The 17,824-nt window shown below is 60.9% G+C and carries 16 protein-coding genes; 11 read left to right on the top strand and 5 right to left on the bottom strand.

Annotation, left to right across the window (positions count from 1 at the left end; genetic code table 11):
• The first annotated feature begins 9 nt into the window (after window positions 1-9).
• Both ACP7BV_RS10665 and ACP7BV_RS10660 read left to right on the top strand, forming a co-directional pair.
• A complete protein-coding gene (locus tag ACP7BV_RS10665; protein ID WP_426103796.1) occupies window positions 10-1,407 on the top strand; it encodes an alkaline phosphatase in 1,398 nt (465 codons plus the stop codon).
• A 1-nt stretch (window position 1,408) separates the two neighbouring features.
• On the top strand, window positions 1,409-2,074 hold the full coding sequence (locus ACP7BV_RS10660; RefSeq protein ID WP_426103795.1) for a hypothetical protein: 666 nt from the start codon (window positions 1,409-1,411) through the stop codon (window positions 2,072-2,074).
• 218 nt (window positions 2,075-2,292) lie between these two features.
• On the opposite strand, the gene ACP7BV_RS10655 is transcribed toward ACP7BV_RS10660, so the two are convergent.
• Window positions 2,293-2,952: a hypothetical protein gene (locus tag ACP7BV_RS10655; protein ID WP_426103794.1), complete on the bottom strand. Its 660-nt coding sequence runs from the start codon at window positions 2,950-2,952 to the stop codon at window positions 2,293-2,295.
• A 35-nt stretch (window positions 2,953-2,987) separates the two neighbouring features.
• The gene (locus ACP7BV_RS10650; RefSeq protein ID WP_426103793.1) at window positions 2,988-3,596 is read right to left on the bottom strand and encodes a hypothetical protein; all 609 of its coding nucleotides are present in this window, start codon (window positions 3,594-3,596) and stop codon (window positions 2,988-2,990) included.
• A gap of 214 nt (window positions 3,597-3,810) precedes the next feature.
• Here ACP7BV_RS10650 and ACP7BV_RS10645 point away from each other — a divergent pair, with 214 nt between their 5' ends.
• Window positions 3,811-4,527 carry an HAD family hydrolase gene (locus ACP7BV_RS10645; RefSeq protein WP_426103792.1) on the top strand — a complete coding sequence of 239 codons (717 nt, stop codon included), beginning with the start codon at window positions 3,811-3,813 and terminating at the stop codon, window positions 4,525-4,527.
• A 137-nt stretch (window positions 4,528-4,664) separates the two neighbouring features.
• Complete coding sequence (gene hrcA / locus ACP7BV_RS10640) at window positions 4,665-5,678, top strand: heat-inducible transcriptional repressor HrcA (RefSeq protein ID WP_426103791.1); 1,014 nt, start codon at window positions 4,665-4,667, stop codon at window positions 5,676-5,678.
• Window positions 5,679-5,716: 38 nt separating this feature from the next.
• Here the strand turns inward: hrcA and fur are convergent, their stop codons facing one another.
• Window positions 5,717-6,145, bottom strand: a complete 429-nt coding sequence (fur, locus tag ACP7BV_RS10635; protein ID WP_426103790.1) for a ferric iron uptake transcriptional regulator — start codon at window positions 6,143-6,145, stop codon at window positions 5,717-5,719.
• A gap of 90 nt (window positions 6,146-6,235) precedes the next feature.
• On the opposite strand from fur, the gene ACP7BV_RS10630 reads away from it, so the two are divergent.
• Together ACP7BV_RS10630 and dapB are read left to right on the top strand one after the other, a co-directional pair.
• On the top strand, window positions 6,236-6,796 hold the full coding sequence (locus ACP7BV_RS10630) for an outer membrane protein assembly factor BamE (RefSeq protein ID WP_426103789.1): 561 nt from the start codon (window positions 6,236-6,238) through the stop codon (window positions 6,794-6,796).
• A gap of 14 nt (window positions 6,797-6,810) precedes the next feature.
• Entirely contained in the window at window positions 6,811-7,617 is an 807-nt protein-coding gene (gene dapB / locus ACP7BV_RS10625) for a 4-hydroxy-tetrahydrodipicolinate reductase (RefSeq protein ID WP_426103788.1), read from the top strand.
• Window positions 7,618-7,666: 49 nt separating this feature from the next.
• On the opposite strand, the gene ACP7BV_RS10620 is transcribed toward dapB, so the two are convergent.
• Window positions 7,667-9,688 carry an acyltransferase family protein gene (locus tag ACP7BV_RS10620; protein WP_426103787.1) on the bottom strand — a complete coding sequence of 674 codons (2,022 nt, stop codon included), beginning with the start codon at window positions 9,686-9,688 and terminating at the stop codon, window positions 7,667-7,669.
• 518 nt (window positions 9,689-10,206) lie between these two features.
• Here ACP7BV_RS10620 and ACP7BV_RS10615 point away from each other — a divergent pair.
• From ACP7BV_RS10615 to ACP7BV_RS10605, 3 genes are read left to right on the top strand one after another with little or no spacing between them, the layout of a single operon-like run.
• Window positions 10,207-10,875: a MotA/TolQ/ExbB proton channel family protein gene (locus tag ACP7BV_RS10615; protein ID WP_426103786.1), complete on the top strand. Its 669-nt coding sequence runs from the start codon at window positions 10,207-10,209 to the stop codon at window positions 10,873-10,875.
• A 46-nt stretch (window positions 10,876-10,921) separates the two neighbouring features.
• On the top strand, window positions 10,922-11,320 hold the full coding sequence (locus tag ACP7BV_RS10610) for an ExbD/TolR family protein (protein WP_426103785.1): 399 nt from the start codon (window positions 10,922-10,924) through the stop codon (window positions 11,318-11,320).
• Window positions 11,307-11,633, top strand: a complete 327-nt coding sequence (locus ACP7BV_RS10605) for a barstar family protein (protein WP_426103784.1) — start codon at window positions 11,307-11,309, stop codon at window positions 11,631-11,633. Before ACP7BV_RS10610 ends, ACP7BV_RS10605 begins: the two co-directional genes overlap by 14 nt.
• A gap of 265 nt (window positions 11,634-11,898) precedes the next feature.
• Here the strand turns inward: ACP7BV_RS10605 and ACP7BV_RS10600 are convergent, their stop codons facing one another.
• Window positions 11,899-12,264, bottom strand: a complete 366-nt coding sequence (locus ACP7BV_RS10600; RefSeq protein WP_426103783.1) for a VOC family protein — start codon at window positions 12,262-12,264, stop codon at window positions 11,899-11,901.
• Between the two features lie 587 nt (window positions 12,265-12,851).
• Between ACP7BV_RS10600 and ACP7BV_RS10595 the strand changes: the two genes are divergently transcribed.
• Together ACP7BV_RS10595 and leuS are read left to right on the top strand one after the other, a co-directional pair.
• Window positions 12,852-14,963: a carbohydrate-binding module family 20 domain-containing protein gene (locus tag ACP7BV_RS10595; protein WP_426103782.1), complete on the top strand. Its 2,112-nt coding sequence runs from the start codon at window positions 12,852-12,854 to the stop codon at window positions 14,961-14,963.
• 218 nt (window positions 14,964-15,181) lie between these two features.
• Entirely contained in the window at window positions 15,182-17,824 is a 2,643-nt protein-coding gene (gene leuS / locus ACP7BV_RS10590; RefSeq protein ID WP_426103781.1) for a leucine--tRNA ligase, read from the top strand.

Below are 17,824 nucleotides of genomic sequence, written 5' to 3'. Positions count from 1 at the left end.
AACCTACACATGAAACGCACCCTGTTATCGGCGGCCTTGCTGCTCTCCTTTGGCGCTGCGCAAGCGGCCGGCGAAGCGAAAAACGTGATCTTTTTCCTGGGCGACGGCATGGGGCCGACCACCGTCACCGCTTCGCGCATCTACAAGTACGGCGAGGATGGCTCGCTCACCATGGACAAGCTGGAACGCAGCGCGCGCATCAAGACGTACTCGAACGACGCCCAGACCACCGACAGCGCACCGTCGATGGCCGCCTACATGACGGGCGTGAAAATGAACAACGAGGTGATTTCGATGTCGGCGGCCACCCAGGCGACGCCGCCGGGCAAAGACGCCAACGGCAACCTGGGCGTGAACAACTGCGCCGCCAGCGGCAACGGCGTGGCCGTGCCCAGCATCCTGGAACTGGCCAAGGCCAAGGGCAAGGCCGTGGGCGCCATCACCACCACCGAACTGACCCATGCCACGCCGGCCACGACGTTTTCGCACATCTGCAACCGCAACGCCCAGTATGCGATCGCGGCCCAGGCCGTGCCGGGCGGCGCCGGCTACAATGCCGCGCTCGGTGACGGGGTGGACGTCCTGATGGGTGGCGGGCGCAACCATTTCACGCCGTTTGACGCCGTCGCCAACAAGGCCGGGCGCGCCGACGGGCGCAACCTGCTGACCGAACTGGCGGCCAAGGGCTATACCGTGGCCGCCACCAAGGCGGACATGGCGGCAGCGCCAGCGGGCAAGAAATTCATCGGCCTGTACAGCAGCAAGAGCCACCTGGAATATGAACTCGACCGCAGCGCGGCAGTGCCGCTGGGCGAGGGCGCCAGCCAGCCGAGCCTGGCCGAGATGACGGTCAAGGCCATGGACTTGCTGTCGCAAAATACGAACGGTTACTTCCTGATGGTCGAAGGCGGGCGCATCGACCATGCGCTGCACGGCACCAATGCCAAGCGCGCGCTGACCGACACCATCGCTTTCGACGACGCCATCAAGGCGGCGCTGGACAAGGCCAAGCTGACCGACCCGACGCTGGCCAACACGCTGATCGTCGTCACTGCCGACCATGACCACACGCTCGCCTTTAACGGTTACGGCAAGCGCGGCAGTTCGGTGCTGGACGTCACGCGCAACTACAAGGATGGCCAGCCGAGCAAGGATGCCGACGGCAACACCTACACCACGCTGGTGTTTGGCAATGGACCGAACCGGCCCGCCGTGCGCGCTAGCCTGGACAGCAACACCGTCATGGGCGACAACTACCTGCAGGAAACCGGTGTGCGCCTGGCCAGCGAAACCCATGGCGGCGGCGACGTCAAGCTGCTGGCCACGGGCGCCGGCGCCAAGGCATTCAAGGGCACGCTCGACAACACGACCGTGTTTGGCCTGCTCAAAACCGCCTTTGGATTCTAAAGTGCGCGCCGTCCAGCTACTGCTCGGCGCCGCTATGCTGTCGGGCGCCTGCTGCCAGGCGGCGCAGGCGGCCCCGCCGCTCGATTTGTCGATCGCCTACTACAGCCGCGTGACCACCCCGGAAGGGGTCACGCGCGAGGCGCGCTACCAGGACAGCATGCTGCGCCGGCCCGGCCACGTCTGGGTCACGCGGGTGCTGCCGGCCGGTCCCGCGCCGGCCCGGCCGGCCCACGCCGAATTCAATCCGGTGCTGCTGGCGCGGCATGTGATGCTCCAGCAGGGCAAGGTCAGTGTCGAGTTTGTCGATCGGCGGGGGCGCGAGCGCGTGGCGGTGCCGCCGGCGGAATACGCCAACGTCGGCTTTGATGGTTCGTGGGAGAATGCGGCCTCGCTGCTCGATCCGCGCCGCGTGATGTCGCTGCCGTTGTCGGCGCGGCCGTCGCCGGTGGCCGGGGCGCAGTGGCGCGAACGGGAGCGCGACGGCATGTTCGAGCGCGTGCTGTGGGATGCGGCGCGCGAGCTGGCGCTGGTCATCGAGAGTGGCGACAAGGCCGCCACGGTGTTCAAGCGGGTGCAGGTGACGGTGCAGCCGGGCTTAGCGCCGGTCCTGCCATGGACCACGCTGGCCGGTTACGCGCACAAGGAGTATGCCGACTTCCTCGACTAGCACGCCGCTCCGCATGCCACGCCAACAGCCCGGTGCGCGCACCGGGCTTTTTTGCGGCCAGAATTTTGCGGCCAAAAAAAAGCCCGCTAGAAGCGGGCTTGAAATCCAATTCTTTTGAGGAGAGTTGGAGGAGACAAGTACAGTATGCTGCAGCGCAAAATATAAATCTAATTTATATTTGGAATATCAGATATCTTCGCAGCAAATATCTCCGTCAATCAAGGTTTCGCGCACACGACATCAATGACGATATCGACGTCGCCCATGTCGCCGGCCACCATGGTCGGCAGGGCGCCGGGGGTTGCCACCTTGGGCACCAGCTTGCACATGGTGACCAGGTCGGTTGGCTGCTGGAGGATGGTAATGCCGTATGACGTGCCATACGTGATATTTGGATACGAATAGGCGGTCTGTGCGACGGCGTCGGTAACGGTGAACGGGGCCAGGTCATTGCTGCCGTTGATCAGCTTCAAGCCAACATAGCTGGCGCCGGTGCCGCTGGCGGTGATGCTGCCAGTCACTGTGTGCGGATTGTCGGTGCAAACGATGCCCATGGTGATCGAGGCGCGCTGGCCGGCCGTACCGGTGGCCAGGAAGTTGGGCGTGCAGGTCTGGTGCGGCGGCTGGCCGCTTGGCGTTTCGCGCACCGCCACCTTGAACTGCGCACCGTATTCAATGGTGTTGGGAAATGCGAACGTGGTCGCGTTCTTGCCAACCGTAACAGTCTGGCCGCTCACGGTCTCGACCAGCACCAGGCTGTCGTAGCGCAGGTTCGAGATCTGGCCGGTGATGTCGAACGTGGCCTTGCCGCCGCAAGCTGCCAGGCTGGCCGCAGCCAGCGCGATGAGGATGGCGGGGCGCAAAAAAGATGATGTCATGTGTTCTCCAGTATTATGGTGAGTGGCGGTCGCGCTCAATTCGGCTTGCAGCTGATGGCAATGTCATTGACCGCCGCCTTGGGCATAGTGCCGGCCGACTTGTCGATCGTGCAGGTGCTGCCTGGCGGCTGCTGGAGAACGGTCAGCCCGTATGGCGTGCCTTCGGCCACCTGGCCGAACTTGGGGTTGTCAACCGTCGGGGCGGTCATGCTGAAGGTGGTCGCGCCGGCGGGAATCGTCACCTTCTGGCTGCCATTGTTAATGATCAGTTCGCCAGTTAGCCCCTTCACGGTGCCGCCCAGCGGGAACGTGGTGACCACGCAGCCGATGAAAATGCGTCCCGGGCTGACGGCGCCGGTATTGCCCTTGCCGTTCAGGACCGTGCACGAGTCGACGTTGGGCGGACGGTCGATAATGACGATGTCATAGTCGCTGTCGATCGGCACCAGGTCGGGGAAGATGTACAGGGCCCCGGGCGGGACGGCGACGGCCGGGCGGCCCATATTGCTGATCTTCAGGCCGTCGCGGGTGACGCCACTGAGTCCCATCGAGATTTGCAATTCGCCTTGACCGCTGCCACCGCAGGCGGCAAGGCCCAGGGCGCACGCCAACCCAAGGGCGGTACACAGGTAACTTTTTTTCATGACTTCTCCGAAAACAAACTGATGTGGGCGGGCAAGCCTGTCGCCGGGCGCCGCGTGACTGAATTGGTCGTCATTTTAGTGCATTTCGTATCATGGCGGCTCATTGGCTTGTTTCATCATGTAAGCGGCTTGACGAATAGGCATCGGCCCCGGCGGATTGATTTTCCGCCTGCGGCTCGCTATGCTAGGCACTTCCCTGCAACCGAAGAGCACCATGCCGACGCCGCCACGCCGCCCCTGGCCCAAGGCCATCCTGTTCGACCTCGACGACACGCTGTGGCCGATCGCGCCCGTCATCGTGCAAGCCGAGCAAACGCTGCACGCGTGGCTGCAGCAGCATACGCCGCGCGTGGCCGAGCGTTTCTCGATCGACCACCTGCGCCTGGCCAGGCTGGCGCTGCTCGCGAGCAAACCCGAATTCCACCTCGACCTGGGAGCGCTGCGCCGCGCCGGCCTGATCTCGGCGTTCGAGGAGGCAGGCGAGGATTTGGACCTGGTCGAGCACGCCATGGTGCATTTTTTTGCCGCGCGCAATGCCGTCATTCCGTATGACGATGTGATGCCGGGCCTGCTGCGCCTGAAGGGCCGCACGCTGATCGGCTCCATTTCCAACGGCAACGCCGACTTGCAGGCGATCGGGCTGGCGCACCACTTCCAGGTATCGGTCGCGGCCCACCAGCTCGGCTGCGCCAAGCCTGACGCCGCCATTTTTCACGCCGCCTGCGCCCAGTTGGGCGTGGCGCCGGCCGAGGCGCTGTACGTGGGCGATGACGTATTGCTTGACGTCCAGGCTGCGCAGCGGGCCGGCCTGCGCGCGGTCTGGCTGAACCGGACCGGCAGCACGGGTCACTTGGCGCACGGCGTCGCGCCGGACGCCATTTGCGGCAACTTTGACGAGTTGCTCGACTGGCTGCAGCGGGAATATGAATAACTGCGTGAATAAGTGCGTGAATGAGTGCGTGGATGAGTGCGTGGCTCAGTGCGTGGCTGAGTGCGAACTTGTCCCCGTCGCTGCGGCGAACGTGCATAATATGTCCATGACACTACGCGCGCACTAGTTAGAACATCATGTCCCTCGATATCCGGGCTCAAACGCTGCTCAAGGCACTGGTGGAACGCTATATCGCCGACGGCCAGCCGGTCGGCTCGCGCGCGCTGTCCAAGATTTCCGGGCTCGATCTGTCGCCGGCGACCATTCGCAACATCATGGCCGACCTGGAAGAAATGGGCTATGTCGCCAGCCCGCATACGTCGGCCGGGCGGGTGCCCACGCCGCGCGGCTACCGCATCTTTGTCGACACGCTGCTCACGGTGCAGCACATCGACGAGCACGCGGTGCAGTCGCGCATGCGCTTGCCGTCGCAGCAGCCGCAAAAGCTGATCGCCAACGCGGCGCAAATGCTCTCGTCGCTGTCGCAGTTCGCCGGCGTGGTGCTCAGTCCCCGGCGCGAGTCGGTGTTCCAGCAGATCGAGTTTTTGCGCTTGTCCGAAAAGCGCATCTTGCTCGTCATTGTCGACCCGCGCGGCGACGTGCAAAACCGGCTGCTGCTCACCGAGTCCGACTACACGCCCAGCCAGCTGATCGTGTCGGCCAATTACATCAACCAGAATTACGGCGGCCTGTCATTTGACGACGTGCGCCTGCGCCTGAAGGGCGAACTGCGCCAGTTGCGCGACGACATGGGCCGGCTGATGCAGGCTGCGGTCGAGGCCGGCAGCGAAGCGATGGAAGACCAGTCGGACGACATGGTCATCTCGGGTGAGCGCAATCTGCTCAGCGTGTCGGACCTGTCGTCGAACATGACGTCGCTGCGCCAGATGTTCGACATGTTCGAGCAAAAGACGGGCTTGATGCAATTGCTCGACGTGTCGAGCAAGGCGACCGGGGTCCAGATTTTCATCGGCGGCGAGTCGAACCTGGTGCCGATGGACGAAATGAGCGTGGTGACGGCCCCGTACGAAGTCAATGGCAAGATCGTGGGAACGCTGGGCGTGATCGGACCCACCCGCATGGCCTACGAGCGGGTCATTCCGATTGTGGATATTACGGCCAAGCTGTTGTCGAATGCCTTGAGCTTGTAGAGCGCAACAGCCCAAAGGGGCCTGGCGCAGTCGCGCCCTTAATTGCGGTGGGGGCACTCTTCCTTGACGCAATTGCCGTAAATGGCCAGCGCATGCTCGGCAATTTTAAAGCCGCGCTCGACGGCCACCTTGTGCTGGCGCGATTCGATTTCTTCATCGTAAAACTCTTCCACGCGCCCGCAATCGAGACACACCAGGTGATCGTGGTGCGAGCCGGCGTTGAGCTCGAAAATTGCCTTGCCCGTCTCAAAATGGTTGCGGTTAAGTAAGCCCGCTTGCTCGAACTGGGTCAGCACGCGGTACACGGTGGCCAGGCCGACGTCCATATTCTCGGTCAGCAGCATTTTGTAGACGTCCTCGGCCGTGAGGTGGCGCACCTCGCTGTTCTGGAAAATTTCGAGGATTTTCAGACGCGGCAAAGTCGCTTTGAGGCCGCTGGCTTTCAGGTCGCTGGGGTTGTTACTCATGTTTGTTACTCGTAGATTGGCGGAGTGCTTTATCATATAGCGTTTCTGGCGGAGGTGCCCAACCTTCCGTTTAACGTTTTGAGGTTACCTATGCGTGTCGATACTGTTGTTTTGAACCGTTTGCGCATCTGCGCGCCGCGCGCAGCGGCCCTGGCCCTGGCCGCGCTGACGCTGGCCGGATGCGGCACTTTCGGCTCGCGCGCCGGTCCCGCTGCCCCGGCCACGCCCCCCAGCGCCGGCGCCCAGACGGTGACGACGACCAAGCTGCAAAAGTTCTTCTGGGTCTTCTCGCCGTATCGTCCGGATATTCAGCAGGGCAACTTTGTGTCGAAGGAAATGCTGGCCCAGGTGCAGGTCGGCCAGACCCGCGACCAGATCAAGTTCATCCTCGGCACGCCGCTGCTGACCGACGTCTTCCACCAGGATCGCTGGGATTATCCGTTCTACATGGCGCGCGGCAATGGTGAACTGACCTCCGCCAAGGTCGTCATCTTCTTCAAGGACGACAAAGTCGAGCGTTTCGAAGGTGGTAACTTGCCGAGCGAGCAGGAGTACATTGCCCGCATCGCCGGTCCGGCCAAGCTGAAACGCGAAAAAGACGTGCCGAAGCAGGAAGAAGTGGGCGCCGCGTCCATCAAGATCAACAAATAAAGGCGGGTGGCGCGATGGACCAACTGAAAATTGCGGTAGCCGGCGCCAACGGGCGCATGGGGCGGATGCTGATTGAAGCGATCGCCGAGGCGCCCGACATGCTGCTGAGCGGCGCGCTTGACATGGCCGGTTCGGCCAGCCTGGGCCTGGACGCCGGGGCGTTTTCCGGCAAGCCCACGGGTGTGGCGATTGCCGCCGACCTGGCGCAAGGTCTGGCGCAATCGCATTTCCTGATCGACTTTACCCGTCCCGAAGGTACGCTCAAGCACCTGGCGTATTGCGCCGAGCATGGCATCAAGATGATCATCGGCACCACCGGTTTTGACGAGGCAGGCAAGGCGGCAATTCGGGCGGCGGCGGAAAAAACCGCCATCATGCTCGCGCCAAACATGAGCGTGGGCGTGAACGTCACCCTCAAGCTGCTGGAGATGGCCGCCAAAAGCCTGGCCGAAGGCTACGACATCGAAATTATCGAAGCGCACCACCGGCACAAGGTCGACGCGCCATCCGGCACCGCCCTGAAGATGGGCGAAGTGATTGCCGACGCGCTCGGGCGCGACCTGAAGTCGTGCGCCGTGTACGGCCGCGAAGGCGTCACCGGCGAGCGCGACCCGTCCACCATCGGCTTTGCCACCATCCGCGGCGGCGACATCGTGGGCGACCATACCGTGCTGTTTGCCGGCACGGGCGAGCGGATCGAGATCAGCCACAAGTCGAGCAGCCGCGTCACTTACGCCCACGGCGCCCTGCGCGCCGCGCGCTTTTTGGCCGGCAAAACGCGCGGGCTGTACGACATGCAGGATGTATTGAATCTGTCGTAATCGCAGCAGTGCGATGCGCAGAGCAGGAGCGACGACGGGGGGCTGCCGACTATGGATGATGTCCAGCCAATAGAGGATCGAGGTGCCGCATGATCAGCGGCGCTAATGCCGTTTGAGCAAAATACAAGGATGCTGGCGGCGTCAAGTGGCCGTAGTCGTACGTCACCAGCCCAGCCTTCCGGTCATCGCCGACGTAGATCATGCAGCCTTCCTTGTTGCAAAATGCATCCATCGCCGACAGATAGTCAAAACCACCCGCACCGCGAACATACTTGTGCTGCAAGGCCGTATCTCTTCTTGACGCGGCGACCATCAGATTTTCCTTGGTCCGCTTCGGCGTATGGTTCCAATATTTGCGAACAACCACCTGATACAGGAACGGTGCATAGTGCGGCACAGGGCCGACGACAATCACTGCTTTGACGCCCAGCAATTTCGCGCGCGCGGTCAGCGCCGTCAGGTTGTTGGCCGTATCGTGCCCTTCGCTCTGCCCGATGACTAGAACCGTCGGCTTTTCTTTTTCCATTACTTGAAAAGCAAACGCATTGGATCGGTTGCAGTACTTGCGGCTGCCGGGCGTGCTGCTCGGAAAATTCGCCACACATCCAGAACTTGCCACCTGGAGAATGGAGATCGAGGTCGGTAACACTTTGCGCAGTCCGAAGTTGTACTGTTGGGCGTGGGAGTCTCCCCAGATCATGACCTTGATACCGGTTTTCGGGATATAGCAATCCGTATTGATTGCCTTGCGTGGTTCCATCGTTATCTTGCCTGCCCTGTAGCTTTCCACGTCGAAAAAGTCGCATTCTATCCGGTAAGCTTCAAGAAGCCCCTGCTTGGTGGCGTACGCCCAGTCAGGCAAGGAGTTTTCGAAATACTGGGCGTACTCGGCCCGCTCATCGACGTCGGTGCCGGGCCGAAAAGGGAGTCCGTTCTGGACAAACGTCCATACACCAGCGGCACCTACCGTGACACCAAAAGCGAGCAAAAGTGCAGCCTTCGGCACTCTGATCCTTGCTTTTCGAAATGGCAATTCTACAAATTTGTAGGTAAGCACGGCGAGAATCAGACTGATGAATATGGCCAGCATAGCGCCGATAAAGTCCAGTTCGTTGGCTCCGACGATTCTCATGTACGTGATAACTACCCAGTGCCAAAGATAGAGCGGGTAGCTGATCAGTCCTGTCGACACCAGCATTCTGTTGGCCATCACGTGCTTGTTAAGCCACGCTTGCGGGCCGGCTACGATCATTAACACTGATCCAGACACCGGCAATAGGGCCAAGAAGCCTGGGAACACGCTATCTTTGTCGATTACCACGACCGATGCAATTAACAGAACCCCGCCCGACAACGATAATACGTTGCGGGCAGCGGCAGAATTATGTATCCGCGATGAAGATATGCCATGAAAGATGCCGTGGTAAGCGGCAATGCTACCGACGAGTATCTCCCAAAATCGGTATTGCGGCATGTAGAAAGCTGCCGAACGACTAACCGTCAGTATGTGGACACCGGCACAAAAAGAAACCAGGACAGTTCCGACAATGATGGGCAAAGCGGCAATTCGCCATCGCCACAAAGCCCAAGCCGCCAGCGGGAACAAGATATAGAACTGCTCTTCGACGCCGAGCGACCATAGATGCAGAAGCGGTTTTAAATCGGAAGCGGTATCGAAATAGCCGTCTTCTTCACACAAAACCAGATTCTGAACAAATCCGACGCTCCCTGCCAGATGCTTGCCCAGCATCTTGAATTCGGTTGAAATCAAGGTGAACCAGCCGACCACATAGCAGGTCACCAGTACCAGCATCAATGCGGGGAAAATCCTGTTGACACGACGTTGATAGAAGTCAGTAAAGCTGAAATCACCTGCGCGCAAGCCCTTAAAGATAATACTGGATATCAGATACCCGGAAATGACAAAGAAGATGTCGACGCCAATGAAGCCGCCACGCATGGTGGTCGGAAAGGCGTGATACAACACGACAGACAGGATCGCAAGAGCCCTCAGGCCATCTATATCAGGTCGGTACTTCAGATGTCGGTGGGGATATGTTCCTGCATTCACTCGAAATAATCCTTGGCCTCTTGAAGTATCAATCGTGGCCCGATTGCCCGACAATAAAGTCATATTGTTGCACAGTGGCTACGAAATGCACGGCGATATTTACGTCGGATGAGCGGCGTACTGGCAACGCTGCCCCAGTCGGGCAAAGCTGGGCTGGCAACATGAGCAATGTGCTTCATAGTATCGAGCGTAGGTCGCGCGGACAAAGCTCGGGTAGTGGATAATCCGGTATTGAACAGTTCCCGACCTGACGCCACTGTTGGCTGCTCGCATCATGAGCCCGGTTGTTATGGATTGCGTGTAGGCTTTCGTTCGGGGATGCATAGTTGATGTGATGGATACAATCCGGTGCCGTTGAAAATTGCTGAAATTGACTGGTGTTGATGAATGAAGTTGACCGACAAGAGGGTCCGTGTGATTGTAGAAAGTGGGAAATTTGATTGTGGCGGATTAAACCGTAGAGTTCGGTTACGGCACACCACGCTGCTTGTTCGGGCCCTCACGTGCTAAGCGAAGGCATGCCGGACATGCTGCCGCCCGACCAGCATTTCAGCATCGCGCGCTACTGGGAGCAGGGCGACGCCGTCAGCCACCTCGTGGCTTGCGTACTGCTGGCAATGTCGCTGGCGAGCTGGTTTTTCATTTTCGCCAGGGCCTACAGCAGTTGGCGCCTGCGCGGCGCGGCGAGCGCGCTCCACCTGTTCTGGGCCGCGCCCACGGTCACCGACGGTATTACCCTGCTGGCGCTGGCCGACAGCGAAGCTGTTTTCGCCCCGCTGCCGGCCTGCGCCCTGGCGCAAGCGGCGAGCGCGTCCAGTCTGGGCGGCCAGGTCAGCCGCAGCGACCAGATCACGCGCGTGCTGCGCCAACAAATCACCCGCTCCACGCAGCGCATTGAAAGCGGGCTGACGGTGCTGGCCTCGATCGGCGCCACCGCGCCCTTCGTCGGCCTGCTTGGCACCGTATGGGGGATTTACCATGCGCTGGCAAAGGTGTCGGCCGCGGGCGTGCTGCAGATCGACAAGGTGGCCGGCCCGGTGGGCGAAGCGTTGATCATGACTGGCTTCGGGCTGGTGGTGGCCATTCCCTCTGTACTGGCATTTAACGGCTTTAACCGGCTGAACCGGGTGGTGCTTGCCGAGCTCGACGGCTTTGCCTACGACCTGCATTCCTATTTCACCAAATAAGCGAGCAATGGCTTTCGGCAGCTTTAATCCGCAGCGGCAGCAGTCGATGTTAAGCGACATTAACGTCACGCCCATGGTGGACGTGATGCTGGTGCTGCTCGTGATCTTCATCCTTGCCGCGCCGATGTTCACGCATGCCGTCAAGCTGCAATTGCCGGCGGCGGCGGCGGCCCAAGCGGGCGCGCTGCCAGGGAGCATCATGATCGCCATCGACGCCGGCGGCGCCGTATACTGGGACGAAGACAAGGTCGACCTGGCGCAGCTGGCCGAGCGCATGGCGCTGGCGGGCGCCGCCGTGCCGGCGCCCGAGCTGCAGTTGCGCGCCGACCGCAGCACCCGCTATGAAGTAGTGGCGCAGGTCATGGCGGCGGCCCAGATGCACGGCTTGACCAAGATCGGCTTTATCACAGAACCACACAAGGAGAAACAACATGGCCAGCGCTGAACTGAACGGCTCTTCGATTATCAGCTGGGATAGCTTCCACAGCGAATGCCGGCAAGCGTTCGGCTTTCCCGAGACCTACGGCAACACCATGGATGCATGGGTCGATTGCCTGAGCTACCTGCGTGACGAAGATGGCATGAGCAAGTTTCGGCTGAAACCGAATGAAGTGCTGGACATTGTCGTCAAGGACGCCGCCGCGCTGCGCGAGCGCTTGCCCGATCTGCTGGAAGAGATCACGTTTTGCGTGGCCGGGATCAACGAGCGCTACGAGGATTACGGCGAGAAGCCGGCGCTGGCGCTGGTGCTGCGCTAGTGTCCTGAATTGGAAGTTCGTTGTTCATAAATGTTCCGAAATCGCCATGAGGCAAGGAACAAAACCGGAGCAAGGCCGAGGCCTTGCGAGCATTTTTGACGCAGCATCGTGGGGATTGTCGGAATATTTATACAACGAACTTCCAACTCGGGACACTAGGCTGCAGCAGCGTCGCAGCGTCCTCGGGCACGCGCGAGGACGATGTCGGTTGTTCGCGTTACCACATGTTACGATTTTTTCGCAGCCACATCGTGGCAAAACGTGCTTATCGCACTGCCTTCAAGTCGAAATGCGGATTGTAAATCAGTCCCAGCAAGTTCCCGAACGGGTCGCGCAGATCCACCACCTTGATCGCGTCGCCTACTTCCTGGATTGCTGTGTGCACCGTTGCGCCAAGAGCGACAATGCGCGCCGTTTCAGCCTCGATATCGTCCACACCCCAGTACACCGTCGCGCCCGCGGTCCCTGGCTCGCCGTCCGGCACCAGGCCCAGTTCAAAGCCGCCAATCTCGAAGCCCACATAAAACGGCTGGTCAAAGTAGGGGGCCTTGCCGAACACCTGCGTGAACCAGTCCTTGGCCTTGGCCAGGTCGGCCACCGGGTACACCGTCGTACGCATTCCGTGAATCATGCTGGTCTCCTCGTTTGCAAAAACCAGAGTGTGCCACTGCACGCCGCCCGTGTCACATGGAAGATGGCAGGAAGTCTGAAGCGCACCAGCACGTACTGACGTGCATGTAGCAAAACTACGAGATTTTATTGTTTACGTATTGACAGTATTTTCAGTTAAGCGTAGATTTATAAACCTACGAGGGCGACAGCATAGTTGCCCCGTAAAATAGCTGTAGTATAAATACAGTTGCTAGACTTATATGACCTCGCAAAGAGGCATCCGCACGGAGACGTTCTTACCTTGCCAACATCGCTGCCCGCCGCCTGCTGACTGACTTCAGCATGCCAACAGGTCGCGTGCCGCAAGACTTGTATCGCATCAACTCGCACCACTTGGCAGCACCCGTATTGCCACGGCCACGCGCCGCGCATGCAGGCTTCTCGCCTGCATGCCTTCACCGAGCAGGCGACCGAGCTTTCCGTCGGTTGCGGGCGAAGTGCGCCCTGGCGATATTGCACCGACCGCTTTGCGGCCGTATTGAACCGTCACGCCCCTGCCGATCGCAGCTGAACGGCAGCTTTCATAAAAACATAAAGGAGATTCGATTGAACACCACAACCAAGAAGTTGCTTCTGGCCGCCAGCGTAGCCGCCTGCTTTGCCAGCCCGACCGTTGCCCGCGCCGCCCCAGGCCAGGTCTATGTCAACCTGTTTGAATGGAAGTACACCGACATCGCGCAAGAGTGCAACCAGGCGCTCAAGCCGGCCGGCTTTAGCGCCGTGCAAATCTCGGTGCCGTCAGAGGCGAAGGCGAACACCAATCAATGGTGGGAACGCTATCAGCCGGCCAGCTACAAACTCGACGGCCGCCTTGGCAGCCGCCAGCAATTGGCCGACATGGTCGCTACCTGCCGCAGCGCCGGCATTGCCATCTACGCCGACGTGGTCTTGAATCACATGGCCAATGGCACGGGCACGGGCGAGGCCGGTTCGACCTACAACAGCGCCAACAATTACCCTGGCCCCGGCTATTTCAGCTCCGATTTTCACCCGCGTTGCACGGTCAATGACAGCAGCGCCCAGAATGTGCAGGAATGCTGGCTGGGCGGCGATTTGCCGGACTTGCGCACCGACTCGGCCAAAGTGCGGCAGGCGGGAGCAGCCTATCTGAGGGACTTGCTGGGCCTGGGTATCGCGGGGTTCCGCGTCGATGCAGCCAAGCACATGAACGCCAACGACCTGAAGTCGATGGTTGACCAGGCCGGGGGACTCAACAGCGCCACGGCGTCGGCGTTTGGCATGACCAAGCCATGGCTCACCGGAGAAATCTTCGGCGGCTTCGGCCCGGTTGGCGAGGACCAGCGCAGTGTGTATTTCGGTCTCGGCAGCATGAACGAATTTAAATATCCGCAAGTCATGCGCGATACCTTCACCCGCAACGGCAGCTCGATCTCGCAACTGGCGTCCCTGTTGCCGATCAATGACACCAGCCCGAATCCGCGCGGTCTGTTTGCCAGCCGCAATGCTACCGTTTTTGTCAGCAATCACGATCTTGAGCGCCACAACGCGTCGCTCACATCGCGCAACAGCGGCAAACTGTTTAACTTGGCCAATATTTTCATGCTGGCTTATCCGTACGGCCAGACCCAGTTGCAATCGGGCTTCAAGCTCACCGGCAATCAGGCTGATGACGCGACCCTTGTGCCCAGCGGGAACATCTACACCAACGGCGTGCCGAACTTCACCAATTGGGACCAGCAACACCGCTGGCGCGAAATCAGCAACATGGTGGAATTTCGCAACCAGACACAGGGCAAATGGCAGATCGACGACTGGGTTACCGACGGCAATGACCGGATTGCCTTCCACCGCGACGACCGGGGCTTTCTGGCCATTAACCGGGATGATGGCAATGCCTGGTCGCGCACCTTCCGCACCGGCATGGCGGCTGGCCGCTATTGCAACGTGATCAACGGAACGCTGAGCGCTGACAAGACGACCTGCAGCGGCGATATCGTCACCGTCAATAGCGACACCACGGCGACGCTGACGATTGCATCGATGAGCGCGACCGGGATTCCCGCCGTCGCCATTCACGCCGGACAAAAAATCGGCCCGTCGGGCGACACCACCGCGCCGTCGGTGCCAGCGGGCCTGACGGGCACGAGCACCAGCAGCTCGGTGACCTTGAGCTGGAATGCATCGAGCGACAATGCGGGCGGCAGCGGCATGAAAGGTTATAACGTCGTGCGCGACAACGGCGCCCCGATCTTCACCACGGGCACCACCTATGTCGACGCAGGTCGCCTGGCCAACACGACGTACAATTATACGGTTTCGGCGCTCGACCTTGCCGGTAACAGCTCGGCCTTGACGGCGCCGCTTCCCGTGAAGACCCAGACTGGTAGCGTGTGTACGGTGCAAGTCAATTTCCAGGTGAGCGACAACACGACCGTGGTTGGACAGGACGTCTACGTGACCGGCAGTGGGGCCGAGCTGAACAACTGGAGTTCCGATTTGGCAACCAAACTGTCGGGCGCGGCCTGGCCGCTCTGGACTGTCTCGCGCAACCTGAACGCGGGCACTACCTATGAATACAAATACCTCAAAAAAGGTGTCCGGGCATTGCAGTGGGAAGCGGGCGTGAACCGGGCGCTTGCCGTGCCGGCCTGTGGCAGCGCAGCGGTGACCGTGGCGTTGACCAGCTTCCGTCAGTAACAGCAGCATGAATGCGCATTCCGGTCTGTCCTGACCGGTTGCGGCTGGCACCGGCATCGGCGGTCACGATGCCGGCATCGGCGGTCGCGACGCCCGCCCGGCATCGCATTGAACGCCGCTGCCCCGTCGTCCAGCCAATCGCCTCCCTCGCTCCTCCCGCCGCAAGGCTGAACCGGTATAATCACCGGTTCATATTCATTTCCGGCCCGCCCATCACCATGCAAGATAAATATAGTCCCGCCGACGTCGAACAAACCGCCCAAGCCCACTGGAAGGCGATCGATGCCTACAAAGCGGTGGAAAACGACCCACGTTTCCCCAAAGGCAAGTATTACGCCTGCTCGATGCTGCCTTACCCATCGGGCAAGCTGCACATGGGCCACGTGCGCAACTATACGATCAATGACGTGATGTACCGCTACCTGCGCATGAACGGCTACAACGTGCTCATGCCCATGGGCTGGGATGCGTTCGGCATGCCCGCCGAAAACGCGGCCATGCAGAACAAGGTGCCGCCGGCGCAATGGACGTACTCGAACATCGCCCACATGAAGGAGCAGATGGAGTCGATGGGCCTGGCGATCGACTGGTCGCGCGAAATGACCGCCTGCACCCCCGAATACTACAAGTGGAACCAGTGGATGTTCCTCAAGATGCTGGAAAAAGGCATCATCTACAAAAAAACGGGCACCGTGAACTGGGACCCGGTCGACCAGACCGTGCTGGCCAACGAGCAGGTGGTCGATGGGCGTGGCTGGCGTTCCGGCGCGCCGATTGAAAAGCGCGAAATCCCCATGTATTACGCGCGCATCACCGACTACGCGGACGAACTGCTCGACTATGTCGACAACAAGCTGCCCGGCTGGCCCGAGCGCGTGCGCACCATGCAGGCCAATTGGATCGGCAAGTCGGTCGGCGTGCGCTTTGCGTTCCCGCACACGATCGCCGCCGCCAATGGCGAGGCGATCAGCGACGGCAAGCTGTACGTCTTTACCACCCGCGCCGACACCATCATGGGCGTGACCTTTTGCGCCGTGGCGCCCGAACACGCGCTGGCGCAGCATGCCGCGCAAACCAATCCTGAACTGGCCGCGTTCATTGCCGAGTGCAAGCTTGGCAGCGTGATCGAAGCGGACATGGCGACCATGGAAAAGAAGGGCATGCCCACCGGCCTGTTCGTCACCCATCCGGTCAGCGGCGAGCAGATCCAGGTCTGGGTCGGCAACTACGTGTTGATCACCTATGGCGACGGCGCCGTGATGGGCGTGCCCGCGCACGACGAGCGCGACTTTGCCTTTGCCAAAAAATACGACCTGCCGATCAAGCAGGTGGTGGCCGTCGAAGGCAAGGTTTTCTCGCTGGAAGGCTGGCAGGAATGGTACGGCGACAAGGAAAACGGCATGTGCATCAACTCGGGCAATTACGACGGGCTTGACCACATCGCTGCCGTCAACGCCGTCTCGGGCGACCTGGCCACCAAGAACCTGGGCGACAAGAAGGTCACCTTCCGCCTGCGCGACTGGGGCATTTCGCGCCAGCGTTACTGGGGCACGCCGATCCCGATGATCCACTGCGCGGACTGCGGCGTGGTCCCGGTCCCCGAAAAAGACTTGCCCGTGATTTTGCCGGAAGACTGCGTGCCGGACGGCAGCGGCAACCCGCTCAACAAGTACGAAGCGTTCCTGCAGTGCGCCTGCCCGCGGTGCGGCAAACCGGCGCGCCGCGAAACCGACACCATGGATACCTTTGTCGATTCGTCGTGGTATTACATGCGCTATACATCGCCGGGCAGCAAAAACGCCATGGTCGACGAGCGCAACGACTACTGGATGCCGATGGACCAGTACATCGGCGGCATCGAGCACGCCGTCATGCACCTGCTGTATGCGCGCTTTTACACCAAGGTCATGCGCGACATGGGCCTGGTCAAGTTCGACGAGCCGTTTGTCAATCTGCTCACGCAGGGCATGGTGCTCAACGAGACCTATTATCGCGACGATGCAGCGGGCAAGAAGAGCTGGTACAACCCGGCTGAAGTCGACCTGACGCTGGACGACAAGGGCCGTCCGCTGGGCGCCGTGCTGCAGGCCGACGGCAATCCGGTGTGCATCGGCGGCACCGAGAAGATGTCGAAGTCGAAGAATAACGGCATCGATCCGCAGGCGCAGATCGGCCAGTACGGCGCCGACACCGCGCGCCTGTTTACGATGTTCGCCTCGCCCCCGGAGCAAACGCTCGAGTGGTCCGACACCGGCGTCGAAGGCGCGTCGCGCTTCCTGCGCCGCGTGTGGGCGTTTGCCTTTGCGCAGGCGCCGCGCGTTACTGCGGCCCTGGTCGCCGGCGAGGCCAGGGAAGGCGTCGAAGCCCACAAGACGCTGCGCCGCGAACTGCACAAGCTGCTGCAGCAGGCGGACTACGACTTGAAACGTATCCAGTACAACACCGTCGTGTCAGCCTGCATGAAGATGCTCAACACGATGGAGTCGGCCAAGCTGGAAGACGGCCCGGCCACCGACGCCGTGATCGCCGAAGGCTTGTCGATCTTCCTGCGCGTGCTCAACCCGGTTGCGCCGCACATCACCCACGTGCTGTGGGAAGAGCTGGGCTACGCGGGCGTGCACGGCGACATCCTCAACGTGCAGTGGCCGCAGGTTGACCCGGCAGCGCTGGAGCAGGCCGAGATCGAGATGATGATCCAGGTGAACGGCAAGCTGCGCGGCTCGATTAAGGTCGCCAAGGATGCCGACAAGGCGTCGATCGAAGCGCAGGCGCTGGCCTGCGAAGCGGTGCAAAAGTACATCGAGACGCCGCCGAAAAAGGTGATCGTCGTTCCCGGCAAGTTGATCAGCATCGTGGTCTAG

This window comes from Massilia sp. TSP1-1-2 (assembly GCF_049896185.1).
GTDB lineage: Bacteria > Pseudomonadota > Gammaproteobacteria > Burkholderiales > Burkholderiaceae_D > Telluria_A.
Note: the sequence above shows the minus strand (reverse complement) of the source record. Positions and strands in the feature narration are given on the sequence as shown.